The sequence below is a fragment of the Mesorhizobium sp. M0815 genome, assembly GCF_040319995.1.
Classification (GTDB): Bacteria; Pseudomonadota; Alphaproteobacteria; order Rhizobiales; family Rhizobiaceae; genus Mesorhizobium.
On sequence record NZ_JAMYOU010000024.1, the window covers coordinates 38,400 to 64,615 of the forward strand.

General features: G+C 59.7%; 21 protein-coding genes, 6 pseudogenes and 2 riboswitches. Of the genes and pseudogenes, 20 read left to right on the forward strand and 7 right to left on the reverse strand.

Translation table 11 applies throughout. The features are described from left to right. Positions 1 to 480 precede the first annotated feature (480 nt). Positions 481 to 597, forward strand: a riboswitch (TPP riboswitch). Positions 598 to 701: 104 nt separating this feature from the next. The 13 genes and pseudogenes from NKI01_RS23300 to NKI01_RS23360 all read left to right on the forward strand — a co-directional run. Continuing rightward, positions 702 to 1,259, forward strand: a pseudogene (locus NKI01_RS23300) (phosphomethylpyrimidine synthase ThiC); the annotation flags it as partial. Between the two features lie 176 nt (positions 1,260 to 1,435). Further along, positions 1,436 to 2,968, forward strand: a complete 1,533-nt coding sequence (locus NKI01_RS23305) for a Fic family protein (protein ID WP_352964731.1) — start codon at positions 1,436 to 1,438, stop codon at positions 2,966 to 2,968. A gap of 24 nt (positions 2,969 to 2,992) precedes the next feature. Then, positions 2,993 to 3,376, forward strand: coding sequence for a hypothetical protein (locus NKI01_RS23310; protein ID WP_352964733.1), 384 nt, complete (start codon positions 2,993 to 2,995; stop codon positions 3,374 to 3,376). Positions 3,377 to 3,417: 41 nt separating this feature from the next. Continuing rightward, positions 3,418 to 3,765 carry a hypothetical protein gene (locus tag NKI01_RS23315; RefSeq protein ID WP_352964735.1) on the forward strand — a complete coding sequence of 116 codons (348 nt, stop codon included), beginning with the start codon at positions 3,418 to 3,420 and terminating at the stop codon, positions 3,763 to 3,765. After that, positions 3,762 to 4,712, forward strand: coding sequence for a prenyltransferase/squalene oxidase repeat-containing protein (locus tag NKI01_RS23320; protein ID WP_352964737.1), 951 nt, complete (start codon positions 3,762 to 3,764; stop codon positions 4,710 to 4,712). The genes NKI01_RS23315 and NKI01_RS23320 overlap by 4 nt, the downstream gene beginning before the upstream one ends. Before the next feature lie 242 nt (positions 4,713 to 4,954). Continuing rightward, complete coding sequence (locus NKI01_RS23325) at positions 4,955 to 5,101, forward strand: N-6 DNA methylase (RefSeq protein ID WP_352964739.1); 147 nt, start codon at positions 4,955 to 4,957, stop codon at positions 5,099 to 5,101. After that, a pseudogene (locus NKI01_RS23330) lies at positions 5,041 to 5,328 on the forward strand (HsdM family class I SAM-dependent methyltransferase); the annotation flags it as partial. The gene NKI01_RS23325 and the pseudogene NKI01_RS23330, both read left to right, overlap by 61 nt. A 149-nt stretch (positions 5,329 to 5,477) precedes the next feature. Then, positions 5,478 to 5,636: a hypothetical protein gene (locus NKI01_RS23335; protein ID WP_352773157.1), complete on the forward strand. Its 159-nt coding sequence runs from the start codon at positions 5,478 to 5,480 to the stop codon at positions 5,634 to 5,636. A 3-nt stretch (positions 5,637 to 5,639) separates the two neighbouring features. Then, a complete protein-coding gene (locus tag NKI01_RS23340; RefSeq protein ID WP_352964741.1) occupies positions 5,640 to 6,194 on the forward strand; it encodes a type I restriction enzyme subunit R domain-containing protein in 555 nt (184 codons plus the stop codon). A gap of 61 nt (positions 6,195 to 6,255) precedes the next feature. Then, positions 6,256 to 6,876 carry a hypothetical protein gene (locus NKI01_RS23345; protein ID WP_352964743.1) on the forward strand — a complete coding sequence of 207 codons (621 nt, stop codon included), beginning with the start codon at positions 6,256 to 6,258 and terminating at the stop codon, positions 6,874 to 6,876. 891 nt (positions 6,877 to 7,767) lie between these two features. Beyond that, positions 7,768 to 8,144 (forward strand): annotated as a pseudogene (gene glyA, locus NKI01_RS23350) (serine hydroxymethyltransferase); the annotation flags it as partial. Between the two features lie 52 nt (positions 8,145 to 8,196). Beyond that, entirely contained in the window at positions 8,197 to 9,372 is a 1,176-nt protein-coding gene (gene metK / locus NKI01_RS23355) for a methionine adenosyltransferase (protein ID WP_352452623.1), read from the forward strand. Between the two features lie 110 nt (positions 9,373 to 9,482). Then, positions 9,483 to 10,475, forward strand: coding sequence for an adenosine kinase (locus NKI01_RS23360; protein WP_352964745.1), 993 nt, complete (start codon positions 9,483 to 9,485; stop codon positions 10,473 to 10,475). A 32-nt stretch (positions 10,476 to 10,507) separates the two neighbouring features. Here the strand turns inward: NKI01_RS23360 and NKI01_RS23365 are convergent, their stop codons facing one another. Then, positions 10,508 to 11,182, reverse strand: a complete 675-nt coding sequence (locus NKI01_RS23365) for a transposase (protein WP_352503101.1) — start codon at positions 11,180 to 11,182, stop codon at positions 10,508 to 10,510. 288 nt (positions 11,183 to 11,470) lie between these two features. Between NKI01_RS23365 and NKI01_RS23370 the strand changes: the two are divergent. After that, positions 11,471 to 12,787, forward strand: a pseudogene (locus NKI01_RS23370) (MFS transporter); the annotation flags it as partial. Between the two features lie 212 nt (positions 12,788 to 12,999). After that, positions 13,000 to 13,833: a helix-turn-helix transcriptional regulator gene (locus tag NKI01_RS23375; RefSeq protein ID WP_352964747.1), complete on the forward strand. Its 834-nt coding sequence runs from the start codon at positions 13,000 to 13,002 to the stop codon at positions 13,831 to 13,833. 317 nt (positions 13,834 to 14,150) lie between these two features. Here NKI01_RS23375 and NKI01_RS23380 read toward each other — a convergent pair whose 3' ends face one another. Then, on the reverse strand, positions 14,151 to 14,405 hold the full coding sequence (locus NKI01_RS23380) for a hypothetical protein (RefSeq protein WP_352964749.1): 255 nt from the start codon (positions 14,403 to 14,405) through the stop codon (positions 14,151 to 14,153). 551 nt (positions 14,406 to 14,956) lie between these two features. Further along, positions 14,957 to 15,157: riboswitch (cobalamin riboswitch) on the forward strand. A gap of 95 nt (positions 15,158 to 15,252) precedes the next feature. Here NKI01_RS23380 and metE point away from each other — a divergent pair. Continuing rightward, positions 15,253 to 17,597 (forward strand): annotated as a pseudogene (metE, locus tag NKI01_RS23385) (5-methyltetrahydropteroyltriglutamate--homocysteine S-methyltransferase). A gap of 98 nt (positions 17,598 to 17,695) precedes the next feature. On the opposite strand, the gene NKI01_RS23390 reads toward metE, so the two are convergent. Genes NKI01_RS23390 through NKI01_RS23400 form a run of 3 tightly spaced genes read right to left on the reverse strand, consistent with a single transcriptional unit; the run spans position 17,696 to position 20,136 of the window. Then, complete coding sequence (locus NKI01_RS23390; protein WP_352517525.1) at positions 17,696 to 17,914, reverse strand: FMN-binding negative transcriptional regulator; 219 nt, start codon at positions 17,912 to 17,914, stop codon at positions 17,696 to 17,698. A 34-nt stretch (positions 17,915 to 17,948) separates the two neighbouring features. After that, the gene (locus NKI01_RS23395; RefSeq protein ID WP_352964751.1) at positions 17,949 to 18,851 is read right to left on the reverse strand and encodes a dihydrodipicolinate synthase family protein; all 903 of its coding nucleotides are present in this window, start codon (positions 18,849 to 18,851) and stop codon (positions 17,949 to 17,951) included. Positions 18,852 to 18,903: 52 nt separating this feature from the next. Beyond that, positions 18,904 to 20,136 carry a trans-sulfuration enzyme family protein gene (locus tag NKI01_RS23400; RefSeq protein ID WP_352964754.1) on the reverse strand — a complete coding sequence of 411 codons (1,233 nt, stop codon included), beginning with the start codon at positions 20,134 to 20,136 and terminating at the stop codon, positions 18,904 to 18,906. A gap of 74 nt (positions 20,137 to 20,210) precedes the next feature. On the opposite strand from NKI01_RS23400, the gene pdxR reads away from it, so the two are divergent. The 4 genes and pseudogenes from pdxR to NKI01_RS23420 all read left to right on the forward strand — a co-directional run bounded on the left by pdxR (position 20,211) and on the right by NKI01_RS23420 (position 23,662). Then, complete coding sequence (gene pdxR, locus NKI01_RS23405) at positions 20,211 to 21,716, forward strand: MocR-like pyridoxine biosynthesis transcription factor PdxR (RefSeq protein WP_352964781.1); 1,506 nt, start codon at positions 20,211 to 20,213, stop codon at positions 21,714 to 21,716. Between the two features lie 162 nt (positions 21,717 to 21,878). After that, positions 21,879 to 21,974 (forward strand): annotated as a pseudogene (locus tag NKI01_RS23410) (MOSC domain-containing protein); the annotation flags it as partial. A 193-nt stretch (positions 21,975 to 22,167) separates the two neighbouring features. Beyond that, positions 22,168 to 22,893 carry a B3/B4 domain-containing protein gene (locus NKI01_RS23415; RefSeq protein ID WP_352964756.1) on the forward strand — a complete coding sequence of 242 codons (726 nt, stop codon included), beginning with the start codon at positions 22,168 to 22,170 and terminating at the stop codon, positions 22,891 to 22,893. Positions 22,894 to 23,140: 247 nt separating this feature from the next. Further along, a complete protein-coding gene (locus tag NKI01_RS23420) occupies positions 23,141 to 23,662 on the forward strand; it encodes a helix-turn-helix domain-containing protein (RefSeq protein ID WP_352964759.1) in 522 nt (173 codons plus the stop codon). 277 nt (positions 23,663 to 23,939) lie between these two features. On the opposite strand, the gene NKI01_RS23425 is transcribed toward NKI01_RS23420, so the two are convergent. Then, positions 23,940 to 24,995: a cytochrome-c peroxidase gene (locus NKI01_RS23425; protein ID WP_352964784.1), complete on the reverse strand. Its 1,056-nt coding sequence runs from the start codon at positions 24,993 to 24,995 to the stop codon at positions 23,940 to 23,942. 786 nt (positions 24,996 to 25,781) lie between these two features. After that, entirely contained in the window at positions 25,782 to 26,078 is a 297-nt protein-coding gene (locus NKI01_RS23430) for a DUF982 domain-containing protein (RefSeq protein WP_352964761.1), read from the reverse strand. Positions 26,079 to 26,216 lie beyond the last annotated feature (138 nt).

Genomic DNA, 26,216 nt, shown 5'->3' on the forward strand with positions numbered 1-26,216 from the left:
ACGTCGCATGGAAGCTATACGAGATTGGAGCCTCGATCTCGGGGCCGGACGATGTTTCATATCAGATCTGGTCCGGATGATCGCGCAGGCGATATTCATCGCTGTGTTTTGATCTGCAGCTCTTTCATTTCCTCATCCCTTCCGCCCGCTTGACGGACCCTGCCATCCAGCAGTACCCGGCCAGGTTTCAGGTCCGAACTTGAAGGCCCAGTCGGGTCAAGACGTGTTCGACTTGTTGAGCGATTGTGGGGGTGCGGCCCGACGCACTTGAAAATCGCAAATGGATCGCCTCCGTTCAGCCATCCCCGCGGAAATTCGGGCGCGAGAGAACAAGCTCCAGAGCATAAGCGAGGCTGATCGAGGAACAGACGATTCTCAGGCGACGCTCCATCCGATCTTGCGCCTGGCCGCCGATCGCCCGACGATCACCGGCGCGGGCCGAATGCGCTTGACGAGATAGTTCCGGCCCGCTCAATTTGAGGCATTCACCAGGGGAGTCCCGGCAAGGGGCTGAGATACTGCTGGCTTTCGCGGCGCAGTGACCCGTTGAACCTGATCCAGTTCATACTGGCGTAGGGACGGTGCAAGCGCTTTGCGGGAGTTTACGCCCGAGGTCCTGTTTCGGCAGGTCGACAGAAGCGTCTTTTCATCCTCCCGGCACAGAACTGGGTTTCCAATGCAACGAGCAAAGGAGCCTCAAGATGAATGCCCTCAGCCCCGCCGTCTCGACGGGACCGCTGCCTGCCTCACGGAAAATCCATAGGTCCGGCGTCCTCTATCCGCACATCAACGTGCCGATGCGCGAAATCTCCGTCCACCCGACGGCCGGCGAACCGCCCGTCACCGTCTACGATCCGTCCGGCCCCTATACCGACCCGACTGTCGAAACCAGCATCGAAAAAGGCCTGGCCCGACTTCGCCACGAATGGATTTTGGCGCGCGGCGATGTCGAGGGCTGTGACGGCCGCCATGTCCGGCCGGAGGACAACGGATTCGCGACGGGCGAACGCCTGACGCCGGAATTTCCCGTGCGCAACCGGCCGCTCAGGGCCAAGTCGGGCAAGGCAGTGACCCAGCTTGCCTATGCGCGCACCGGCATCATCACCCCCGAAATGGAATTCGTCGCCATCCGCGAGAACCTCGGCCGCGAGATCCTTCGAGGCAAGCTGCAACGCGACGGCGAAAGCTTCGGCGCAGCCATTCCCGATTTCGTCACGCCGGAATTCGTCCGAGAAGAGGGAGCTGGGTCTCGGCTCATCCGGGTAACGATCCTTCGCGCGGCTATGGAAACGATCGCACTTGCCGATTATCGCATAAAAAACTTGTTATCGCACGACCTAAAAAACTTGCAACTCCACAGCATCATTGACTTGTCGCCTATCAGCACTATATACTTGCAATCGCACAGCTCTAAAAAAGTTGCAAAGGCACGGCCATGGCCAAGCCCCATGAAAAACTCGCTGTATCACTGGCCGTCCTCAAAGAGCTGCAGGAGGGTGGGCGGCGCATATTCAAATCAGATGAGCTGACCCGCGTCCACCGGGAGCGGCTGCTGCAGAACGGGTTCCTGCGCGATGTTATCAAAGGCTGGCTCATGTCGACCGGCCCGCAGGCACAGCAGCAAGACACCACCCCCTGGTACGCGAGCTTCTGGGAGTTCTGCTCCCTTTACTGCAATGACCGGTTCGGCAAGTACTGGTTCCTGTCACCGGAGCAGTCGCTGCTTCTGCACGCGGAAGCGCCCACTATTCCGCCTCAGGTGGTGGTGAACACCCCCAAAGGCACGAATAACAAAATCGACCTGCTGTTCGGCACTTCGCTCTATGACCTCAAGGTCAAGGAGATGCCGGCCGAACTGACAGAGAAAAACGGCCAGCGCGTGTTCACTGTCGAGGCCGCCCTTACCCGGGTGCCGGAAGCGTTCTTCCAGCGCGCCCCTATCGAGATGCAGATCGCCATGGCGTCGGTGCGCGACGTATCAACCATTCTGGCCCTGCTGCTTGATGGCGGCCATTCCGCCGTGGCGGGACGGCTTGCGGGGGCCTTCCGTCGCGTAGGACGCGCCTCCTTTGCCGATGAAATCGTGGCCGCCTTCAAAGCCGCCGGCTATGACGTGCGCGAATCCGATCCGTTCGCGGGACAAATTGGAGTGACAACCATTGCGACGGGCGTACCGCCGTTGGTCGCCCGCCTGCGCGCGATCTGGCAATCGCAGCGCGAAGCCATCATCGAGATATTCCCGAAGGCACCCGGACTGCCGTCCGACAAAGACGCCTATATGAAGTTCGTCGAGGATATCTACGAAAGCGACGCCTACCATTCGCTGTCGATAGAAGGGTACAGCGTCACCCCGGAACTCATCGACCGGGTGCGCGAGGGGAGCTGGAATCCGGAGATTGATGAAGAGGACCGCAAGAACCGGGATGCGCTTGCCGCGCGTGGCTACTACCTCGCATTCCAGAAGGTCAAAGACTCTGTTGCCGCGATCATCAACGGCAAGCCAGCCGGCGCGTTGACGCGGGACACTCACCGGGAGTGGTACCGGGAGCTGTTCGCGCCGTCAGTGACCGCCGGGATCCTCAAAGCCAGCGCGCTTGCGGGATATCGCAATCACCCTGTGTACCTGCGCGGCTCGCAGCACGTGCCGCCGCGTACCGGAGCGGTGGCCGATGGTATGAATGAGCTGTTCGACCTGCTGGAGGCGGAGAAGGAGGCCTCCGTGCGTGCCGTGCTGGGGCATTGGCTTGTGGGCTATGTGCACCCCTATCCGGACGGCAACGGACGGATGGCGCGGTTCCTCATGAACGCGATGCTGGCTTCAGGCGGTTACCCCTGGACAGTCGTCAGAGTCGATGACCGGAAGGCCTACCTCGCAGGGCTGGAGGAGGCGAGCGGCAATATGAATGTGAAAACATTCGCCGCCTTTCTCGCCGAACGGGTGAAGTGGTCTATGGAGAAGGCGGCGTGAGGTCGGTGGTGTGCCATGTTTAACTTGCTTGTCTCGGGCCGCGGCGAGTGGTGGGAAACGCCGCCGTTCACGTCAACCATTGACCGGTTCAAGGAATATAGCGGCGCCGAGGCCGAGGCTATCGACCTCGCGCGCCCTGAAACATTGCGCCGGCTGGAGGAAAACCCGGCGCTGTTGATGTACGAAGTCGGGGCGGGAGGCCCGCACGCGCGCGTGGTCCGGGACGGCCGCATACGCAATATCGTTCGGCGCGGACACGAACTGGCCTTCACCTTCGAGCCCGATCCGGAACATGCCTTTCTCGACCGGTCAGCGGTGTTGAGAATTGCGGACCGGCTGGGCATTCAACAGTTCAACAGCACCGTACGCACTGGGCGATCAAGGATGGTGACATTCCGGCCAAGCTGATTGCCACCGGCACCGCTGAACGGGCGCAGCGCACCGTTGCCGTGGTTGCGGCAGAATATGTAGAAGCGCGCCGCGAGGGACGAAGGAGAGAAGCTGCCGAACTGGCCGAAGAACTGGAGGATTTTCCTCCCTCGCTGGAGAAAGCACTGTCGCTCGTGCCGGCGCGTATCCTTCAGCAGCCGACACCCGAATTATACCCGATCCTTGGGATAGAGCCCCGCACGCCCGAAGGCCGCAACGCCGTCGTGGCCGTCGTCGCAAGGGATCACAATGGGCAGGACTTGCCTGCCGACTGGTCTTATTCGCTGGCGTGGTTCCTGGACCTTTACGGCAGCGCGACGGAAGCGGGGCGCCTTGACGGCGCGCTGGCCGAATGCGCAACGGTATGATCGCGCTCGGCACTGGCGAGGGAGAAGCCGCCGCCCCGGTTGAAGATATCGGCTACGCACTCTGGCGCTGTTCGCGAAGCCCGAAACTTATCGGCGATCTGCGCCGGGAAATTGCGGTCCTGACTGATCGCCTCGTGCGCCGCCAGGAGGGTGGGGGCTACTGGAATGAAACTAGAGAAGGGGTTCCCCGGCCCGGCCTGCGCGCCACGGCCCTTGCGACAGTCGCCCTTCAGCGGCTTGGCGATGACCGCTACCACGACGCAATTCGGAAAGCCGTGTCATGGCTGATCACACAAGTTATTCCTGACACAGGCGCGCTTGCGCGCGACGCGGGCGACGACGATCCCGAGGTCATCGCCACGACACTCGCGATGGAGGCTATTCGCCGGTCTGATTTTGTCGATGACGTGCCCCACGTGCTGGCGGCTGGAGATGCCTGGCTGGTCTCCGGTCAGACCGTGCTGGGAGGCTGGCAGGCAGAGCCGTGGGCAGAGGATTTTGTCGCGGCCTTGATGCTTGAATATCTCGCGCGCCAAAACGAGATGCTGCCGCAGGTCGATGGCTTTCTCCTGATGGCGCGCGACTTCTTCCGCAAGGCAGAAGAGCTGCAGCTGGAAGGCGGCACCAATAATCGGCGGCTTGCTGCCATAGCGACCGTGCATGCTGTGGAAATGTTCCTCTATGGGCTGTTTGAGCGGCGGGAAGATTTGGCGCTGTCAGCCTTCCGCGAAAACGGCACTGAGACGCTCGGCCGCCGGGAAGCGCTCGGCGCTCTGCAGGCTGCGTTGCAACGGATCGGGGTGCTGCACGCGCCGCAACGGCTGTCCCACCGCGACAATCTGAGTGCGTTGGTCGGGCGGCGTGACGGGATCATCCATCGCGCTCACGAAATTAGCGAAGCGGAACTCAGAGACGGGATGAAGCATGCCCGGCGCTTTATCGAATAGTATGCCCCGTCGCTGCTCGACTTGAACCTGTTGCAGTGAATGTACGTGATTAAGGGGGATGATGAAAAGAAGCGATATTCCAAAGGATGTTATGGCGGCTATTCCGCAAGGCCGCGGAAGAATATGGGGGCAGCGATGCCCCGGCGACATGGCCCCGGATGTGCTGATGACCGGACGTTACCAGTTCGGCAGCAACGAGCGCCGATGGCGACGACATTCTCGGCGATGCCTACGAATATCTGATGCGCCATTTCGCGACTGAGAGCGGAAAGAGCAAAGGCCAGTTCTACACCCCCGCCGAAGTCAGCCGCAGGCCGACGAGGCCGGGATCAATGTCACGCTCTACGGGCAGGAGAAGGATTCGGCCACCAGCGGTCTCGCGCGCATGAACATGATCCTGCACAACACACCCACCGCGATGATCATGCAGGGCAACACCCTCACCGATCCCAAATTCCGCGACGGCGATGCGCTCAAGACCCTTGATTACGTCGTCGCCAATCCGCCCTTCAGCGACAAGCGCTGGAGCACCGGGCTTGACCCGCTTCATGATGAGCATGATCGCTTTAAGTCGTTCGGCGTACCGCCCGCCAAGCAGGGCGATTACGCCTACCTGCTACACATCGTCCGGTCTCTGAAGAGCGCCGGTAAGGGCGCCCGCATTCTGCCGCAGGCGTTCTCTTCCGCGGCAACGCCGAAGCCGAACTCCGGCGCAACCTTGTGCGCAAGGGATACATCATCCACACCTACAAATTCAGCGAGGCGGTGGAGGACGAAGTCGTTCTCGACCTCGTTTATGAAGCACGCGATATCGACCAGCGCCTGGGTTCAGAGGACAAAATTGATCAGTGGTTCGATGCCAAAACCAAGGCCCTGAATGACTGGCAAAGGGATGAGCTAAAAAAGAAATGGGGCACGATGTAAAACGTGCTCAGCTCGCGATCCCGCATCGATCGTGTCGTCAGCGACATCGTCTTCGATTTCAGCGTGAAGCCCCGCCTGTCAAGCGAACGCGGCAACGCAATTCCCGTGGCCTCCAGCATCTACGAAGCCTGCAAGTACTTCGAGCTTTTTCAAAAGACCCCGTTCCGCAACAAGTGCGCCCTGATCACATCGTACAATCCGAATGCGCAGGACATCACAAAGGAAGAGACGGGCGCCAACACCGATATCGACCGGCAGGTCATTTACAACACCTACACCGAGTTGCTGAAGGGCGTTGAGGCCATGGGCGGTTTGTCCAAAACCGAGGAGGCGGCCAAGGCTCTTTTCACCAAGGAGCCGGCGAACATGAAGCTGCTGGTGGTCGTCGACAAGCTGCTCACAGCTTTCGATGCGCCACCCTGCACCTATGTCTACATAGACACGTCTATGCAGGACCACGGCCTGTTCCAAGCGATTTGCCGGACCAATCGGCTTGACGGCGAGGACAAGGATTTCGGTTATATCGTCGCCTACAAGGGCCTGTTCAAGAAAGGTTGAGAATGCGATCGCGGTCTATACGTCGGAACTTGATCATTCCGACGACGGGCCGGCTCCGGATGTGCTGCTAAAGGACCGTCTGAAAAAAGGAAAAGAACGTCTCGATCAAACCCTGGAACGCATTGTCCTGCTTTGCGAGCGTGTGGAGCCGCCGAAAGGAGAACTGGAATACATCCACTTCTTCTGCGGCAACACCGAAATCGCGTCAGACCTTAAAGAGCGCGAACCTCAGCGCGCGGCCCTGTACAAGGCAACCGCAGGGCTGCTGCGGGCGTATGCTAATATCGCGGATGAAATGGATGCCGCAGGCTACAACAACGCCCACGTTGCCCGCATCAAGAAACAGGTCGAGCATTACCTGAATGCGCGGGACACTGTGCGTCTGGCCAGCAACGAAAGCCTCGATCTGAAGGGCTACGAGGCTGATATGCGGCACTTGATCGACACATATTTCAAAGCCGATGAGCCCCGCAAAATCTCACCATTCGACGGCATGAGCCTCCTTGAGCTCAGCTCGTTTGGGAGGACGTGCTGGACGATAGGGTCACCATTCCCCGCAAAATCAAGCAGTCCAGCGAGCGTAAAATCCAGGATCAAGCTGACCGCACATGGAATCTTCTCACTACGCTTTACTACACGGGACGAGGCCGTATCCCTTGGCGCCGGAAGAAGATCGGATTGAAAGGGAACCTTCTTTGTCATCTTTGCATCACGGTCAGTCTGCTCGAGATTGACCGCTGCAAACCGGGAGCACGAGCGGGCTGGGCAAACGTTGCAACAGATCCTTCAAGGAAATTCATAGACTCTTAGCAACTCCGGTTCGCTGTGAATGGTAGGCTTATTGCAACGTCTGAGGTCAGTGGGGTCCAAACCGTGGCGCCGCTTATTCTCCGACCCGCCGAACTGCGTGCAATTTTCGGCTAAAGGCAATGGCAAGAAGAGCGCCCATCTTGTTTGTTCGACACAGCCATATCGGCTCAAAACAGTATCTTCACGGCCACCGACATGGTCCGGTCGGTGGACAATCAACTATATAATTTGGTTCGAAAGCCGCAACATCTGTGGAGAACGCGAAATGACAAATTCAGTAGGACGAGTGCCCAGGCTTTCCAAGTGGCTTGGTCCTGACCAATGCTGACACTGGTCAGTCGCCTACGGACGGCAGCGCATTTAGATCGCCTTCGAATCCTAGGTCTTTGCGCGCACGCGGACCTAACTGTCTGCCAGCTAGCGGAGATTCTGGGTCTGCGTCGTGAGCACGTTGTACGACACGTCCGGCTGCTGGCCAGAGCCGACTTTCTTAACTGCAACGAACAACGCCCGTGGTGCTCGTACCATCTCAAAGCAGCAGGTAAGGACGGCGGGCTGGTTCAGTTGTTGGTTGATCTCCTGCCCCACGGCGATGGCTATCACAAACGAGACCTTCAACGGCTCGAAGCGACACAAGACGCGCCGTCGAAGGGGATCGCATGCTTGACCGTGAAATAGATCCAATTGGAGCGCGAAACCACCATGGACAACTCCGCCGACGGCGCCATCGCGCCGCCCGACACTTGCGGACGGTCTCGCTTGGCGGCCTCTGGCCCACGCGCTTCTGGACCGAGGTTATGACCTGGTCACCGGGGGCACTGACAATCACATGCTGATCCTTGATCTTCGCGATCGACCACTATCAGGCAAGGCCTATGCCGAGCGGTTAGCGAAGGCAGGCATCATTACGAACTTTAAATGGTGCCTGGCGACCCGCGGGATCCGGCGGTCACAAGCGGAATTCGCTTGGGGTCGCCAGCAGTGACGTCCATGGGCATGCGCGATGTGGAAATGGTGCAAATTGCTGGCTTCATTGACTGCGTCCTCCGGCGGCCTGATGACGAAGATCTCCATGCCTGCGTGCGAAGAGACGTTGCCGATTTGTGTGCTGCGTTCGAGGTCCCGGGCATCACCAACAGGTGGGCTAAGCAAAATGCCCCATACAACTCCAACACCCGAAACGAGGCATTTCATGGCTAGGCAGTTCGTGTTCTCTTCCGAATCGGTTGGCGCGGGACACCCGGATAAGTTGGCCGACAACATCTCGGATGCCATCCTCGATGCCATCCTCCGCACCGATCCCAAGGCGCGCGTCGCCTGTGAAGCGTTGGTAAAATCAGGGATAGTCGTTCTGGCTGGCGAGATTACCAGCGATGCGCGGGTGGATTATAGCCAAGTTGCGCGCGATACGATTCTCGATATTGGATACGACGATGAGGCCGTCGGCTTTGACGGCCGGCGTTGCTCCGTCGTTCATGCACTCACCGAGCAATCGCCCGACATTAGCCAGGGCGTTGACGAGGGACGAGGGCAGGACCTCCAGCAGGGAGCGGGAGATCAGGGCCTCATGTTCGGCTACGCATGCCGCGAAACCGATACCTTGATGCCTTTGCCGATCCAGCTCGCTCATCGCTTGACGAAACGACAGGCAGATGTCCGGAAAGCACGACAGCTTGGCTGGTTGCGTCCTGACATGAAATCCCAAGTCTCAGTGCGCTATGAGGGGTTGCGCCCGGTCGCCCTGGATACCATCGTCGTATCGACCCAACATGACGAGCAGGTCTCGCAAGAGACGGTCCGCGAGGGCGTCATTGAGGAAATCATAAAGCCTGTCCTGCCGACCCACCTGGAGACGGAAGGCATCAGAATTCTGGTCAACCCGACGGGGAGGTTCGTAGTCGGCGGGCCGCGCGGCGACTGCGGTCTCACTGGACGCAAGATCATCGTCGATTCGTATGGTGGGATGGGTCGTCACGGCGGCGGCGCTTTTTCGGGAAAGGACCCGTCCAAGGTTGACCGCTCAGCTGCCTATGCGGCCCGGTATGTCGCAAAGAATATCGTCGCTAGCGGACTTGCGGACGTCTGCGAGGTGCAGCTTGCTTACGCAATCGGCGTGGCCAGTCCGGTTTCTGTCATGGTCAACACGTTCGGGACAGCGAGGGTTGAGGAAAGAAGGATCGAGCGCCTCATTCTTGAGTTGTTTGATCTCAGACCGAAGGGCATTATCAAGATGCTTGATCTCTTACGCCCTATATACCGCAAGACCGCGACCTATGGCCATTTCGGCCGTGAAGAGCCTGACTTCACCTGGGAGAAGACAGACAGGGCCGACGAATTGCGTCGTGAGGCAGGACTTGCCGCCCCGTGAGGGGCTGGCGCCGAACGGATTGGCAAGCGGAAAGCCCATTCCCACTGGCCAGACCCGCCCGCGGCCGGCATGCCAGAAAGCCGGTGGGTTTTTTGGCGGAGACATGAATTATGCCGGACTATGACGTGCTTTGTATCGGAAATGCCATCGTCGACATCATCGCCCAGTGCGACGAGGCGTTCCTGGAGACCAACGGCATCATCAAGGGCGCAATGAATTTGATCGACACGAGGCGCGCCGAACTGCTCTACAGCCGCATGGGCCCGGCCATTGAAGCCTCGGGCGGCAGCGCCGGCAACACGGCGGCGGGTGTCGCCTCCTTCGGCGGCCGCGCCGCTTTCTTCGGCAAGGTCTCCAACGACGCGCTCGGCGAAATCTACGCGCATGACATCCATGCCCAGGGCGTCGCCTTCGACACCAGGCCGCTTAACGGCGAACCGCCGACAGCGCGCTCGATGATCTTCGTCACGCCGGACGGCGAGCGCTCGATGAACACCTATCTCGGCGCCTGCGTCGAGCTCGGCCCGGAGGACGTCGAGGCCGACAAGGCGTCGGGCGCCGCGGTCACCTATTTCGAGGGCTATCTGTGGGATCCGCCGCGCGCCAAGGAGGCGATCCGGCAGACGGCGAAGCTCGCCCACGCCGCCGGGCGCGAAGTGTCGATGACATTGTCGGATTCGTTCTGCGTCGACCGCTACCGCGACGAATTCCTAGAGTTGATGCGCTCCGGCACCGTCGACATCGTCTTTGCCAACAGCCACGAGATCAAGTCGCTCTACCAGACCGCGTCCTTCGACGAGGCGCTGGCCCAGATCCGCAAGGATTGCAAGATCGCCGCCGTCACCCGCTCGGAAAAGGGCTCGGTGATCGTGCGCGGCGACGAGACCGTGACCATCGAAGCCACCAGGATCCGCGAGCTGGTCGACACGACAGGCGCCGGCGACCTCTACGCCGCCGGCTTCCTCTACGGCTACACGCAAGGCCGCAGCCTGAAGCAGTGCGGCGATCTCGGCTCGCTGGCAGCCGGGCTGGTCATCCAGCAGATCGGCCCAAGGCCAAGGCAGAATCTGCGCCGAGAGGCCGAGCAGGCGGTATTGCTGTAGGTGGGGAGCCAAGAACCAGCTGCCCACCCTTCTTAATCCAGCCCGAGCCTTTTCTTCAGTTCCGCATTCTCCTTGCGGAGACGATCGGCAAGCAGGCTCTTTAGCCGCTTGTTTTCTTCCTCGAGCGCGACGAGATCCTTCAGCCCGTCACTGTCCGCCGCCGGCGCCGCCGCCTTCTTCCAAAGATAATATGTCTGTTCCGAGATGCCGGCTTGCTTCACCGCACTCTTGAGAGTAGCGCCGCCGCCGATCGAGGTCTCGATCTGCGCCAGCTTCTGGGCACGATCCTTCGCGGAGTAGCTCTTTCGGCCTGTTCGCGCTGACGGCGGTGCTTCAGTGGCCGCGGATATCGGCTTGGCGCCGTTCTTGCGGGCAGGCGAGCTCGCCTCAGCTTCTGGCTTCCTCGACCGCCGCGCTCTCGCCTTCGGTTTTGGCGTTTCCGTTTTGTCTGCCGGTTCGCTAACTACTGCTGACTCGGTTTCCAGGGGATTGGCCATGAAATGCTCCACTCGCGGTTCGTGCAAAGGTTCAGCATCAAGGACCACTACAGTAGAGTCAACAAGCTGACGATTTAACGGCTCGACTTCCTTTGTTGTCTCGGCCATCGCCGCGGCGATGTCGAAATTGCCCCAGATGGAACGTGCGGATTTTTGATAATTGCGCTTTTGTTTGACTTCCACGGTGAATGGTCGCGTCTGCCGCCTCATAGTTCCTTCCTGAATAGGAGAATGAAGTCGCCGCTCGAATTTTTGGCGCTTCCTGCTTAGCGCGGAGCATTATCGTATAGCCGCTCAACGGGCAAGTGATGCCGGTCTTCGATGGCTGACCCATCTGGGGGATTTGAGCGGCTTCGCGCGTCCTGCGCATGCCTGTAAGGCCGCCAAGTTTTCTGGGTTAGCAGGCGCGCACTGTGGCAGCTTGGCTTGTACGGCGAGGCCATGGTTGAGTGAGGCGAAACAAATCCAGCCCCGCGGTCAATCCCGAGGCTTCCCACAATGGCGAAGAGAACATCTTCACTCGTCCCTTTTGAGCACAAGACCTTCCGTTCGCTATGGTCGGCTGCACTCATTTCGAACCTTGGCACCCTAGTGGAAGGTGCGGCGGCAGCTTGGCTGATGACGAGCATCGCCACCTCCCATGGAATGGTGGCGCTCGTCCAGTCATCGACCACCCTCCCCTACATGATCTTCTCGCTCGCGGCGGGAGCGCTCGCGGACAAGTTTGACCGTCGCCGGATCATGTTGACTGCGCAACTGCTGATGGTCCGCGTATCCGCCTTCCTGGCGTTCCTGACCTCTGCGGGGAATGACACCCTGGACCCTTCTGGGTCTCACCTTCCTAATCGGCTGTGGTTGGGCATTGCACGATCCCTCTTGGCAAGCCTTCATGGGAGATATCCTGCCTCGCGAACACCTGCCAAGCGGGGTTTGCGCTCAACGGCATGAGCTACAATCTCATGCGCAGCATCGGGCCGGCGATTGGCGGCATAATCGTGGCCACAGCCGGTGCGGCCTTCGCGTTCCTCTTCAACGTCCTTTGCTACTTCGCTCTGATCGCTGCGCTGTTGCGATGGAAAGCCGAACGGGCACGACAAGCGCTGCCGCGGGAGGCTTTCGGCAGTGCGATGGCGGCGGGCTTCCGTTACGTGCTCTTGTCGCCGAACCTTCTCAAGGTGATGTGCCGGAGTTTCATTTTCGGCCTCACCGCCGTTGTCATTTTGGCTCTCCTGCCGTTGGTCGCTCGCGAACAGATCAAAGGGACCGCAGTCACCTACGGCGTGATGCTCGGCTTCTTCGGCCTGGGAGCGATTTGCGGCGCGCTCCTCATCGGGCGGGTCCGAGAAGTTCTCTCCAACGAATGGGTCATTCGCGGTGCGTTCTTTGTATTGGCGATCAGCTGCTTCTTTCGGGCATGGAGTGAGCACGTTGGGCTGAGCTGTCTCAACCTCATGCCAGCCGGTGCGGCCTGGATTCAATCATTCTCGCTGTTTAACGTCACAGTGCAGCTTTCGGCGCCGCGGTGGGTGGTTGGACGCCCCCTCTCTCTATCAGACGGCCACATACGGCGGCATGGCGGCGGGAAGCTGGCTTTGGGGCGAACTGGCGGATATCCAAGGTGTTTCGGGAGCCTTGCTCGTCCGCCAGCTGGTTGTGATTGGGGGACTGATGGGCATCCTTCTGCGTCAGCCGGATTTTGAAACGCTCAATCTGGATCCGACCAACAAGTTCAGCGAACCGACGCTGCAACTTGACCTGCGGCCACGAAGCGGTCCGATCATGGTGATGGTCGACTATCGTGTCGATCAGAGAGATCCAGACTCGCCCACAATAATTATCTGAATTTCAGCAGTAATTTTTGATCGCCCATTCGTGCTGTGTACCAGCCCTGTGTCTTGCGCAAGTGGTCACGAACGGCTGCCGGAGCCTCGAAGACGCCCTAAAAACACATGCTGCGATTTTTAAACACGCTTGACGTGTTAGATTAATTCATCCACAATGCGTGTGTTGAACACGCGAGGTGAGTTATGAACATGAAAGAGCTTAGGGTTCGACTGGGCATGACTCAAAAAGATTTGGCAGAGCAGATGGCAACGACGCAACAGACTGTGGGCCGTTGGGAAACAGGCAAAACGCAGTTGAACGTTGAGCAGATCAAGGACCTTTGTCTCACGTTGAAATGCACGGTCGAGGAGCTGCTGGGCTGGAAGATTGATGTCGAGGAGTGGCGCACGAGCCCGTTTGCAATTGCCGATGCCGAAACGCGATACGGCACGCTCAGAATCAAGACGACTGTTGGCAGCCGCCAATATCCTATCGATGAAAAGGCGCGTGAATCGATTTTACGTCAGTTGAAGGAACTTCATAATCTTCGTAGAAATAACTCAAGCAGGCCATGGCTGTATTGTTGGAGCCTTGACAACAAAATACTCTTGGTAAATCCGCAATATGTCCGCACCATTGAGCTTGTCGGTGACGATGTAGAGGAGATGCCAGAGTATTATCATCCAGAAATCTATCGGGCTTTGGATGACTGGGATAAGGGTGAGGTTTCAGGAAAGCTGAAGAAAGAATGCGATGCCATCATCGCAGAGATGGGTGATCAGGAAGCCGTGCGCATGGCCTCCTATGTTCGCGTCACGTATGACGACGGAGAAGATGAGTGGAACTTCTTGGATGAAGAAACCGCTACGACTTTCTTCGGATTGGAAGCTGCGACCTTTGACGTTCCCCAGTGTAGTTTCGCCGAAGTGGAGGAAGAAGGTTACTACCGAGCGCGATACGCCAACCTTGATCGCGTCGCGGTGATGGAGGTTCCAAGCGACCGTTATCACAGATTGACCGCGCCCGAGGAAGCTTAGAACCATCCACGAAGGGCGCATGTTACATCTCGACCTTGCGTGGTGCGTTTTCAGTACGAGATGACGTTAAGCGTAGGTGGTGGCAGGTAAGAGTGCTCGACCAGAAGCTCAACTGCCTCCTCAATATCGCTGCCGATGTGCCGCAGGACACGTCCACGGGAGCGTGGATAGGCGTGAAGTTCCTGCACTCCACGGTCCGCTCTCCCATCGCCGGTGTGTGCCCGACGCCATCTTGTGGACGAGCTTGGCCGCCTGCACCCGGTTGTATTCCGGCTTGCGGTCCGCCTGGGCGGTCCGCCGCGATGGCTATCTCCATGTCAATCGACGCCGAACTTTGACTGCCCGCTGCTTTTGATGAATTTGGCGAGGTCCCGCGCATAATCACTCTTGGTCTTCTCCTTGAGGCCCTGTGTCGCGAACTTGTGGTCCAGCACGGCAAACAGGTCCAAGTCCCCTTCCGCCTGTGGCGCTGGCTTGCCCTCACCGCCCTCGGCTTCCCAATTGGGGACCGCTTCTGCGCGCTGCACCGTGGCGATTGTCCGCCCAAGACGCATCACAAGATCGAACGCCAAACCGTGCGCGTGCACGACGATTTGCCGCTCAGGCCTCATTTGGACAGGACTTGAGCTGGCCCGGTGGTTTGAGCCGGGTTACCTTGAGCCGGTGGGCTGCGAACAAGCAGTTCGAGACATTGGCCTCGATCACTTAACACGCCGCTGCGCCTGGCCCCGGTGTGCTCCCCCCGAAATCGTTGTGTCATATCACCGAGGGCATCACGGCCAACAGCTTCCACATGGGCAACAGCCTCGCCATTGAGCCGAATTGGTCGCGAGCAGATCACCAACGAAGCGGTCGGAACCTCGGAGCCGAAGTTCGACGCCGAGGTGGTTCGCATGATGCGCTAAGCAGCACCACGGCGCTTGCCGGTATGTTTGCTGCCGGCAGCCGACGAACTCCTATCCTCCTGGACAAGGGCGCCGTGCGTCATTGCTTTGATTTACGGGCCGCTCAAGGCTTCCACAGTTTTCGCTCTCGAGGCGACCTTTGGAACATGCCAACGGAAATTTAACATAACGACATAAACATTTCTTTATGCGGCGTTGACAGAGAAGCGAACTGCTGTAATTGTCTCCCGCGTCGTGGTTCTCCGTACGGCGCTGCCGCAGCGGAGCTAAGAGGGAAGCCGGTGCGATGCCGGCGCTGCCCCCGCAACTGTTAGCGGCGAGCCAACCCCACTCATGTCACTGAGGCGAATAGCCTTGGGAAGACGGGTAGAGGCTATGACCCCGCGAGCCAGGAGACCTGCCACGGCGAATTACGTCCACGGGCGGGGTGTCTCGGTGGCCGCTGCAGCCTGGCGTTCGTGCCGGCCTGCTAGCGCCTTCCTTGTCACCGACGCCCCAACCATCGGGGTCTGGCATGACTGTCTCTCAGCAAATTCCTGTAGCAACGCTCGGCGTGCCCCGCTTCGGTCGTCGGCGAGAACTGAAATTCGCGCTTGAAAGCTACTGGTCCGGAAAATCGTCCGCTGCCGACCTTCTCACGACGGCGAAGGCGCTCCGTGCCGCTAGCTGGGAGGAGCAACGCGATCGCGGCGTGTCGAAAATCCCGTCGAACGACTTCTCGCTCTACGACCATGTGCTCGACACCGCAGCCATGGTCGGCGCCCTTCCGTCCCGTTACGGCTGGAATGGCGGCGAGGTCCCACTCGACATCTACTTCGCTATGGCGCGCGGCAACCAAGGTCAGACGGAGGATTGTGGGCACGGTGGTCACCAGCATGCGGCTCATCGGCCTGGCGTAGCCGCGATGGAAATGACCAAGTGGTTTGACACCAACTATCACTACATTGTGCCGGAACTAGACGATGATCAGACGTTCGCTCTTTCGTCGACGAAGCCGGTTGATTACTTCCTCGAGGCTAAAGCCCTCGGCATTCACACACGCCCAGTCATCCTTGGACCGGTCACCTTCCTCAAGCTGGCTAAATCGCCTGCCGAAGGCTTCGATCCCATCGCGCTCCTACCACGGCTTCTGCCCGTCTACGAGCAACTCCTGCGGAGCTTGAAGCTGTCGGGCGCCGATTGGGTGCAGATCGATGAGCCAGCGCTTGTCCTCGATCTGAACCCGAACGAACGAGCTGCGTTCGAATTCGCCTATGGCCAGCTGTCGAAAGCCGCGCCCGAGCTGAAGATCATGCTGGCTACCTATTTCGGGCCGCTGGGAGACAATCTCGAAACCGCGGTTTCTCTGCCCCTGGCCGGGCTGCATATTGATCTCGTGCGCGCTCCCGAGCAGCTGGAAACGGTGGGTCGGCTCGCACCGAAGGATCTGGTGCTCTCGCTTGGCTTGATCGATGGCCGCAACGTCTGGCGTGCGAACCTGCCCGCCATTCTCGACCGCATCAAACCGATCGTCGCCGGCTGGCCCTTGGACCGCGTCGAGATCGCGCCTTCTTGCTCGATGCTGCATGTGCCGATCGACCTCCGCATGGAGACGGAACTCGACGCGGACATCAGGTCGTGGCTCGCCTTCGCGGCCCAGAAGACCGACGAGTTGGTGTTGCTTGCCCGGGCCCTGTCCCAAGGCAGGGATGCGGTGGCAGGCGCGTTGAAAGCGTCTGCCGAGGCTGCCGCCACTCGCGTGACATCCACGAAGATCCATGACCCGCTGGTTGAGGGGCGGATCGCCAGCATTGACGACAGCATGAAGCGACGAGAGAGCGCTTTTGCCGAGCGCTCCAGAGTCCAGGCCGGCACGCTCGGGCTGCCGCCGTTCCCGACGACGACCATCGGGTCCTTCCCGCAGACGCCGCAGGTACGCAGGGCGCGGGCCGCTCATGCGAAGGGCCAGCTGAGCTATGTCGACTACGAGACCTTCCTGAAGAAGGAGATCGAGGCTGCAATTCGCTGGCAGGAAGAGATCGGGCTGGACGTGCTGGTGCACGGTGAGTTCGAACGAAACGACATGGTACAGCATTTCGGCGAGCAGCTGTCCGGCTTCGCCTTCACCCAGCATGCCTGGGTGCAGAGCTATGGGTCGCGTTACGTGCGCCCCCCATCATCTTCGGCGACGTATCGAGGCCCAATCCGATGACGCTGCGCTGGTGGCAGTTCGCCCAGTCGCTTACGGAAAACCCTGTGAAGGGAATGCTCACAGGCCCAGTGACCATTCTCAACTGGTCATTTGTTCGCGACGACGTACCCCGCTCCGAAGCATGCCGCCAGATCGCGCTCGCCATCCGCGACGAAGTGACGGATCTCGAATGGTCCGGCGCAAGGATGATCCAGATCGATGAGGCCGCGTTTCGCGAAGGATTGCCACTGCGCCAGTCTGATTGGAACGACTATCTCGACTGGGCTGTCGAATGCTTCCGGATCGCTTCAACGGGTGTAAAGGACGCGACTCAAATCCATACCCACATGTGCTATTCGGAGTTCAACGAGATCATCGACGCGATCGCTGAAATGGATGCGGATGTCATTTCGATTGAGACGTCGCGCTCGAAAATGGAACTGCTGGACGCCTTCACGAGCTCCAAATATCCGAATGAAATCGGGCCCGGAGTCTACGACATTCACTCACCACGGGTCCCGGAAGTCGGCGAGATTTCGGATCTCGTCATGCTTGCCCGCGAGCGACTGTCCGATGCCCAACTGTGGGTAAACCCGGACTGTGGCCTCAAAACCCGCAAGTGGGAGGAGGTCCGCCCTGCCCTCATGAACATGGTTGCTGCAGCACGCGCGCTCCGGGAGAAAGTGTAGGCCGGAAGGTTTCCTGGTTGCTCACCATGTGGTGAGTTACCGGCTGCCGCATGTCGGCTGTGAATGTGCCAAAACGCGATCACATCCTTTGAAATAAGTCACTCGAGTGAGAATGTGCACTTTCCTTCGGCACGTGTATTAATCGCGCAGGAGTAAAGGGTACCGTTTTCTCCCTGTGACGTGTCGAGTTCGAAGGGGATGTGATTGGCGTCGAGACCGCTCCGGCCATGGGTTATCAGCATGCCAAGTGCACTGTTCTCGATCAGTTCGTAGAGGACTTCTCGGCTCGGTTCATCGAAATGCGCGGGTACATACATGATAGTTCCTTTCACTGGCCGCCGGGTTCGCTATTCACCGGTTGACATCCGATGGCAAGCGTTCCAACGCGGCGGCGATCTGGCGCTTCGCTGCTGAGGGCAGAGGCAGGATGGGACGCGGGGGGTCGGCACGGCAAATCTCGAGCAATTCGGCAAGTGCATAGACGACGCGAAGGCTCGAGAACTCCTTGAAGAGGCTCCAGAGCGGCGCAAGCGTGGCATCGATCCGTCGCGCTTCGGCCGCATCGCCCTGTTGCGCCGCCGTGACGATCTTCACGCAGACCTCGGGCAGGATGCCGGCGAGGACGCTGTACCATGTGTCGGCGCCGGCGATCATGGCCTCTGCGGCGTTCCAGTCGCCGCTGTAGCCGATCGAGAACCCTTCCGGCACAGTGCGCCTCTGGTCGGCCAGATGGCTCTTGATCGCATCGCCCTTGTCTGTCGGATTCTTGATAGCGACGATCCCCCGCACCTTTGCCAGGCGGCTGACGAGTGCTGGGGTGAAACGGAAATGCGTCGTTCCTGGATTGTCGTAGATGACGATCGGAAGGCCACTTTCGCGCGCCACCGTGGAGAAATGTTCGAACACCTCGTCATCAGTGAGCGGGGTGTAAGAGGCGGCGGCAAGCAACCCCGCGGCAGCCCCAATGGCTTTAGCGTCCTGCGCGAGCCTCACTGCTTCGTCGGTGCGCAGCGCGCCCACACCCACCACGACCGGCATTTGTCCCCCGGTTTCGTCCAAGGTCTCGGCGAGCGCCCGTCGCCGTTCCTCGCGCGTCAGATACATGTAGGTGCCGGTGCTGCCGAGAAGACCGATGGAGTCGACCTGAGCGGCGCCAAGCCGAGTAATCAGCCTGCGCAGAGCAACGGTATCGACGCGGCCGTCACGATCGGCGGGCGTGATGGGAAACGCGGAAAGACCGCTCAGGAATGCCATGGCAAGGCTCCAGGTTTGTGCGTGAGCGCAGGACTGGCCGGACGACAGGTCATCACAAGGCGTCCAGAGCCCGCCGCAGGTCGGCGATTAGGTCATCGACGTCTTCAAGACCCACCGAGAGACGCATGAGGTCCTCGCCGACTCCATCGGCCAGATGCGCATCCTTGCGGATCGGCTGACGAGCACGGGTCAGGCTTGCCGGATGATAGATGAGGCTGTCGGCATCGCCGAGGCTGACAGCCCGGGTGATCAGGTTGAGCCGGTCCATCATCCGCCGCGCGCCCTCAAACCCAGCGTGGAGGCCAAAGGCCAACATGCCCGACCCTTGGGACATCTGCTTTTGCGCCGTCACCTGATCAGGGTGCGAGTCGAGGAAGGGATAACTCACCCATGCCACCGCCGGGTGCGCCTCGAGCGCCTGAGCCACCGCAAGGGCAGTGGCGCTGTGCCGTTCCATGCGCAGCGTGAGCGTCTTCAGACCGCGCAGGATCAGGAAGGCTGACATGGGCGAGAGCGCTGCGCCGGTGATGTAGCGCAGGCCCGTTTCGTGCAGCGTGCGGAGCGTTTGCGCGTCGCCGAGAATCGCCCCGCCAAGGGCATCGCCGTGCCCATTGATGTATTTGGTCAGCGAGTGGAGCACGAGGTCTGCCCCATGTTCGAGCGGCCGCTGGAGCGCGGGGGAGGCGAAGGTGCTGTCGACTGCAATCTTTACACCGCGCGCGTGGGCGCGCTCGGCAATGGCAGCGATGTCGAGGATGCGGCTCAGCGGATTCACCGGCGTCTCGAAGAAAACAAGCCGGGTCCGCTCGGTGATCGCGGCATCGAGATTGTGAGGATCGGACAGGTCGACGGCGACGACCTTGATGCCGAAGCGGGGGACCGCCTGTTCGACCATGGCAAGCGTGTTCGCATAAAGCGTCCTGTGGACGATGAGTTCATCGCCTTGGGACAGGAGCGACAGGATCAGCGTCCCGAAAGCCGCCATCCCCGAGGCAACGACCAGACCTGCCTCGGCTCCTTCCAGATTGGCGAGCCGTTGCTCGAGGATCTCCGTCGTCGGATTGTATTCGCGCGCATAGAGCCTTCCGCCAAGCGCGGCGCCGGCCTCGTTCGCTGCCACGCTTTCGAATCCATAGGTCGAGGTCAAGAAGACTGGCGGCTGAACGGCATTGGAAAAGCCGGCGGGATCGTAGCCATGATGGATCGCCCGAGTGGCGAATCCGGGACCGGTGTCGTTGAGCGACCGCGTGAGAGCATCGGTTTCCGATTGATAGGAGCGGGTCATTCGGCCTCTAAGATCTTGCTTGGGTTTCCGAAAGATTGACGGCAAACTGGCCAATGTGAAATATCCAGTTGGCGATGAATGAAATGGTCCAGTCTTCAAGTGCCGGTTCTGCAGGTCGCACGCACGCGATGGGTGCACGCCAGATCTACGAGGCTCTTCGCGAGCAAATCCTCGGCGGCGTCTATGAAACCGGTAGTCAGCTGCCGTCCTCCCGAGGCCTCGCAAATAACCTTGGGGTTTCGCGAACGACGGTGACGGTCGCCTATGAGCAACTGACCGCGGAAGGTTTCATCGAAGTCCGTCAAGGCGCACGACCTCGCGTTGCATCCTCGCTGATCGGTCCTGAGACGAGCCGCACTGTCGCGAAACGAGTCGGCCCGGTTCATCTGTCCGCCTATGGCGAACGACTGCGCGTCACGCCGCCCTGGCCGGATTATCTGCCGACTGGACTGAAGGTCGATTTCCGCTATGGCGACCTGGCGCCGTCAGACTTCCCCGCATTGGTCTGGAAACGTGCGATGAACGAGGCGATGGGGCAGCGCCCGTTGCGTCTTGCCTATGACGATCCTCGCGGCTCGCGCCGGCTGCGCCAGGCGCTCCAGGGCTATCTCTGGCGCGCCCGAACCCTGAGCTGCGACCTCGAGCAGATCATCATCGTCAACGGTTCGCAGCAGGGCCTAGATCTGTGCGCTCGCCTGCTTCTCGATCGTGCCGACCGCTTCGTCATCGAGGACCCGTGCTACAGGATGGCGCGTCAGGTCTTTGCCAGTACGGGTGCCTCGCCCGTTCCGGTCACCGTCGACGAGGACGGGATGAAGACGGAGTTGCTGGCGGGGATCGGGGCACGACTGGCCTATGTCACGCCATCGCATCAGTTTCCGCTGGGCGGCGTCATGCCGATCGCGCGCCGCCATCAGCTTCTGGAATGGGCGCGGCACAACAACGCCTATGTGATCGAGGACGACTACGACAGCGAATATCGCTACGATATCAATCCGGTCCCTCCGCTGCACAGTCTCGAGGACCACGGGGCTGTCATCTACCTCGGCACGATCTCCAAAACGCTCTCGCCGATGCTGCGTATCGGCTATCTCGTCGTCCCGACGGAATTGCAGGAGGTCTTCGCTACCGCCAAACAATTCGCGGACCGGCATTCGCCGGTGGCTGAACAGGAGGCTCTGGCCTGTTTGATCGAGAGTGGCGGCTACGAAAGCCATGTGCGGCGTGTGCGCAGGCTGAACGGCGAGCGTCGGGAGACGTTGTTGGGCGCCTTGCGGCGCAGCTTCGGAGATCGCATCGCTGTCCAGGGAGCAGATGCCGGACTGCACGTCGCCGTTTGGTTCAACGACCTGCCGCGGTCGCAGGAAACGACCCTGGTCGAAGCCGCCCGAGGGGCGGGCCTGGGGCTGCACCTGATCTCGCCCCTTTACGAGCGGCAATCGGACGAAGGCCACATCGATCGCGTCGGGCTTGTCATGGGCTATGCCGCCTTGAGCATTCGGCAGATCGAGAAGGGCGTTGAGATCCTGCGAGCGGTTGTCAAGCAGGTGCAAGACGCGTTGCCGGGACACGGTGGCTAAAACGGCGGGGACGTGGCGTGCTGGCGAGGAAACCGACCCTTGGGCTGAACCGCATTTCGTTGCAAAGCCAACTGGACTGGGAATACGCCATGCAACTGGTGCTGTTGATCAGGCCAGTTTGGCGGCAGATTTTCGTGCGAGACAAATTTCCGAGAGCGATGCATGACCTGGCAAGGAAAGCTGCTTCACATCCATATCGCGCCTGCTGCCTCCTATGAAATGGAGGAGCTAGCGGAGGCGCAGCTTATTGCCGGCCGAGCGGGCTCGAGCACCCGCAAGACATAATCGACGATCTCTACCAGGCCTTGTCCACGGCCGAATGATGGAATTATCCAGCGCATGGTGCGGCATGCACTATGCCGATGCCAGAAGATCTGGACGCTCGACAAGCACCTTTCTTCAAACATTTCCCGAACGACCCGCAGCGCAAAGCCTCCCCATGAGAAAAGAGATGAGAAAAGAGCATCCCATGTCTTTCACGCCATTGATTGACCCCGAGATCAAGGCCCGCTACCCGGATTTTCATCTGATCAGCATTGCGGTGCGGAACGCTGAAATCGCCGTGCCGGATGCACAGGCGTTGAACGACACGATTGCGGCGGCGGAACAGGCGGCGCTTCGCGACGACGCCCAAAGGGACGCGCATCTTGCGGCGTGGGCCGTTGCCTACGAGGCTTTCGGCACAAAGGCCAATCGGACGCCGTGCTCGGCCGCCGCGCTTCTCAAGCGGGTGCGGAAAGATGGCTCTCTCCCGCGGATTTCCCCACTGGTTGATGCCTACAATGCCGTCAGCGTGTTGTATGGCGTTCCGATTGGCGGGGAGGATCTCGATCTCTACCAGGGGGTCCCGAGACTTTTAATTGCGAAAGGAGCGGAGCCATTCGACACGATCCAGCAAGGTGAAATGGTAACCGAGCATCCTGAACCGGGCGAAGTCATCTGGTGCGATGATGCCGGTGTCACGTGCCGCCGCTGGAACTGGCGGCAGGGGCGGCGCACCATGGTCACGGTCGATACCCGCGCCATGTGGCTCGTGCTGGAAGCCCTCGGCCCAATGTCAGCTAAACAGATGACGGCCACCGGAGAGCATTTGATGGGACTTATCCAAGCGTTGTGCCCGGGTGCGCGAATCGAAACCGCGCGAATCGACGAGTCCACTACATCTCGTGTTCCTTAGGGCATGGCCCCATCTTTCGGAGAAACACCCCACTCAGCCCTGTCCGGATCTGGCGCTCCTTGCTCGCTCCGCTGGCCTACACAGTTGATTGCGAACGACCCAGAACGGCTCTCGAAAACGAGCGTCGAACGAAATCAGATCACTGCCTGTTCTTCCTTAGCGTTGTTTGGCGTACTTTTATCGCGATGCCTCCAGTGGGGATGGTCCAAATTGCGCAAGCTCGGTCGAGTGATCGCGGAGAAGCTTAATGTCGACTACATCGAAATTCATGGAGCGGTACGGACAACGGGTGCGAACCCGGGACGTCGCCCCGGTGTCGTCAGGCTCTCCCGTCCGTCTGAGCCTCAGTTTTCTTCACGGCGCGAATACTCCTGAGGCCGCCCGGATTCTCGTTAAGAGACAGCTGCCGCTCAGGACGGCCCACGCGATACTCACGGAGATGGTCGATCACGGCAAGGCGTTCGTGACGGTTCCTTGCGTCGACGACCTATTGGCACTGAAGAATGAACTGTCGTCCGCAGGCGTGATCGCGAAGGTTCATGCGCCGCGGCCGATAAGTGTTCGCGAAGTCCGGGATCGCACGAAACTCTCTCAGGAGGCATTCTCCGTGAGGTATGGCCTCGATCTGGCAACGCTTCGAAACTGGGAGCAAGGTCGCTCGAAACCGGATGCAGCGGCGAATACTCTCCTTTGGACCATCGCCCGGAATCCGGAAGCAGTCGAAGAATCGCTGGACATGGAGGACGGAGTGGCTGCCCCTTCGCCCTAAGGGGGCCGATCACTTCGGCGCGCGGCAATTCGGCCGCCAGCGCGATGGCCGGCCGCCGCGCGGTATCGACAGCGCGCGAGCCCCATGCGTCAGACGCCTTCCTTGGCATGTCGCACGCCAGATCCCAAACATGATTCCATCGCAACGAGCTGGTGACGGAAGCAGTGTCTGCACTTTGGATACGAGCCATTTGCGTTCTCATGGACGTCGCGACTCGTCTCGTCCAGTAAAAGTCGCAATCATTGTCAATTGCGATGTTCCGCAGTCAGCTGGCCGTTTATTTTCCTAAGATCTGCGTTATAGGCCGGGGTGTTGTCGCCGTTTCGGCGGGTAAGATGGGATAGGCGACCTCGGGTGCCTTTCCGGTCAGCGAGTTGAGGAAGGCAACAAGCAGGTCGACTTCTTCGTCCGCCAGTACCACGCCAAGCTGGGTGGTTCCCATGATGGCAACGGCCTGTTTCAGATCCCAAACCTTGCCCGAATGAAAGTATGGCGCGGTGAGTGCAACGTTGCGCAGCGGCGCCACGCGGAAAACATAGGAATCGTCGGCTGCATTGGTGACCGCAAATCGGCCCTTGTCTTTTTCCGGCAGGACCTCGGCGCTGGGCTGTTCCACGAGGCCGAATGGGTAATAGGCTTCCCCACCAACGTTGATACCGCCATGGCAGGACGAGCAGCCTTTGTCCATGAAAAGCGCCAGGCCCTGTTTCTGTTCGGAAGTCATGGCGGCGTCATCGCCATTCAGGAAGCTGTCGAAGGGGGCCGGCGTGACCAGTGTCGCCTCGAAGGCTTCGATTGCCTTGGCGAGGTTGTCGAAGGTGACCCGATCGGCTTCAGCCGGAAAAGCTGCATCGAACCAATCGACATATTGCGGCATCGACTTGAGGGTGGCGATGACTTGACCCGGTGTATTGGCCATTTCGACGCCGGCTTGGACCGGTCCCTTCGCCTGAGCCTTCAGGTCTTCGGCACGACCGTCCCAGAACTGGGCGATGTTGAAGACAGCGTTCAGTACAGTCGGCGCGTTGCGCGGTCCCTTCTGCCAACCATGGCCGATCGAGGTTTCGTGATTGTCGTCGCCGCCGGTGGCCAGGTTGTGGCACGAGTTGCACGACAAGACGCCTGACGCAGAGACGCGTGGATCGAAGAACAGTGCCTTGCCGAGAGCGATCTTTTCCGGGGTGATCGGGTTGTTGGCGACTGCCGGCGTGGTGGGTGGCAAAGCCTTGAAAGTAGCCATTGCCGTTTCTCTGAGGTCTGCGGGGATCGAATCCGCAGCAAAGGCGGTGGCTGTCAGCAAGGGGACAGCCATCGTACTGAATAGGATTTTCATAAATGATCTCGCTGCGTCGTGCACGCAGCCACTCTGGGATATGCGGCTCATGAACGCCCTGCGCTAGATCAGTTGCGGGAGAGGACCGGGTGGTCTGACACCTGTTTTTGCGGCAGAGCTTGGACCCTCTTGGAAGTGATCGCTCTTCTCGATTGGACTTCAGGGAGGAGGAGGAGGAGGAGGATCCCTGCTCGGCAACCTTCGGCGCCGGAGCCGTGCTCCGGTTCTCTGCGCCTTCGACCAAGAAGAAATCGGGTCCGCCGCCGTGTCAGATTTCGGTTCGGGTTATCTGTTCCGCTGCAGGTCCTGCTCGATTTCCGGCGTGCCTTCGCCAGATCGACGTTGGCCCAAATCGATCCGCGATCGCGTCTTCTAGCACCTTTTGCGGGACAATCTTATTTTCGACTGTGGAGGGCCGTTTGGGGTGAGCGAAATTAAACGAATTTCAAAGGGCGCCCGAGTAGCTGTTTTGATTGGCTTGTGACGCCTATAGCCTCCATCGAGCGAATATTGGCAGACGACGGAGCACAATTTTGGCCTCGTTTATCAGCTTCAATGGGACAACTGCTTTGCGATAATAACAGGGCAATTTACCGTCATGAATTTGAGAGAACCAAGTCCTACCCAGTGATTTCCACACCGGAAGCGTTGCAGTCCTGTCGCGAGAAGCTGATTTACAAATACAACAAGATGATTAACATCGCCATAGCGCGCAAAATATTGTTTGTTCGCTATAGTACGCTCCAGATGCCGGCGAAATCTCAGCCTCGCACACGACTGCGACGCCTATACTTGCGCTTTTCCACTGTCCGACATGCAGGCAGCGAGCTGCATCGCGGAGGTTGCATCTTCCAATATGACGACCTGTTTCGCAAAGCGGAAAAAACTCTTGCGCGCTGCGCTCGCAGGTTTTCGTCCGTTGTATGCATCAAAGCACGCCCTGAGGGCGGCTTCGTGGATCGGTCTCTGCGATCTTCTGGCCATTCGTTGAGAAAATCGATAGCATCCGCAGGACGGGCAATCTCTTGCACGATGTGCGCTGCACGCCTTACGAAAGTGGCTGCTGAAAGTTCCTGAGCTCATTCGTTCCTCCCGACCTGCTGAACCGCTATTTTGCGTGAACAGGCGCCTCCTCTACACCCGCCCACCATTGCGGAATGTGTTGTCACAGCGATAGCGGTTCAATAGCAAAGCAGCGGCGTGATGTCCTCGGTTTACCAG

Coding starts and splice junctions, on each gene's coding strand:
- NKI01_RS23360 (WP_352964745.1), top strand. CDS start 9,483: ATGCCGGACTATGACGTGCTTTGTATCGGAAATGCCATCGTCGACATC.
- NKI01_RS23390 (WP_352517525.1), bottom strand. CDS start 17,914: ATGTATGTACCCGCGCATTTCGATGAACCGAGCCGAGAAGTCCTCTAC.
- metK (WP_352452623.1), top strand. CDS start 8,197: ATGGCTAGGCAGTTCGTGTTCTCTTCCGAATCGGTTGGCGCGGGACAC.
- NKI01_RS23425 (WP_352964784.1), bottom strand. CDS start 24,995: ATGAAAATCCTATTCAGTACGATGGCTGTCCCCTTGCTGACAGCCACC.
- NKI01_RS23320 (WP_352964737.1), top strand. CDS start 3,762: ATGATCGCGCTCGGCACTGGCGAGGGAGAAGCCGCCGCCCCGGTTGAA.
- NKI01_RS23375 (WP_352964747.1), top strand. CDS start 13,000: ATGAACATGAAAGAGCTTAGGGTTCGACTGGGCATGACTCAAAAAGAT.
- NKI01_RS23325 (WP_352964739.1), top strand. CDS start 4,955: ATGCGCCATTTCGCGACTGAGAGCGGAAAGAGCAAAGGCCAGTTCTAC.
- pdxR (WP_352964781.1), top strand. CDS start 20,211: ATGAATGAAATGGTCCAGTCTTCAAGTGCCGGTTCTGCAGGTCGCACG.
- NKI01_RS23415 (WP_352964756.1), top strand. CDS start 22,168: ATGAGAAAAGAGCATCCCATGTCTTTCACGCCATTGATTGACCCCGAG.
- NKI01_RS23400 (WP_352964754.1), bottom strand. CDS start 20,136: ATGACCCGCTCCTATCAATCGGAAACCGATGCTCTCACGCGGTCGCTC.
- NKI01_RS23420 (WP_352964759.1), top strand. CDS start 23,141: ATGTCGACTACATCGAAATTCATGGAGCGGTACGGACAACGGGTGCGA.
- NKI01_RS23305 (WP_352964731.1), top strand. CDS start 1,436: ATGGCCAAGCCCCATGAAAAACTCGCTGTATCACTGGCCGTCCTCAAA.
- NKI01_RS23430 (WP_352964761.1), bottom strand. CDS start 26,078: ATGAGCTCAGGAACTTTCAGCAGCCACTTTCGTAAGGCGTGCAGCGCA.
- NKI01_RS23365 (WP_352503101.1), bottom strand. CDS start 11,182: ATGAGGCGGCAGACGCGACCATTCACCGTGGAAGTCAAACAAAAGCGC.
- NKI01_RS23395 (WP_352964751.1), bottom strand. CDS start 18,851: ATGGCATTCCTGAGCGGTCTTTCCGCGTTTCCCATCACGCCCGCCGAT.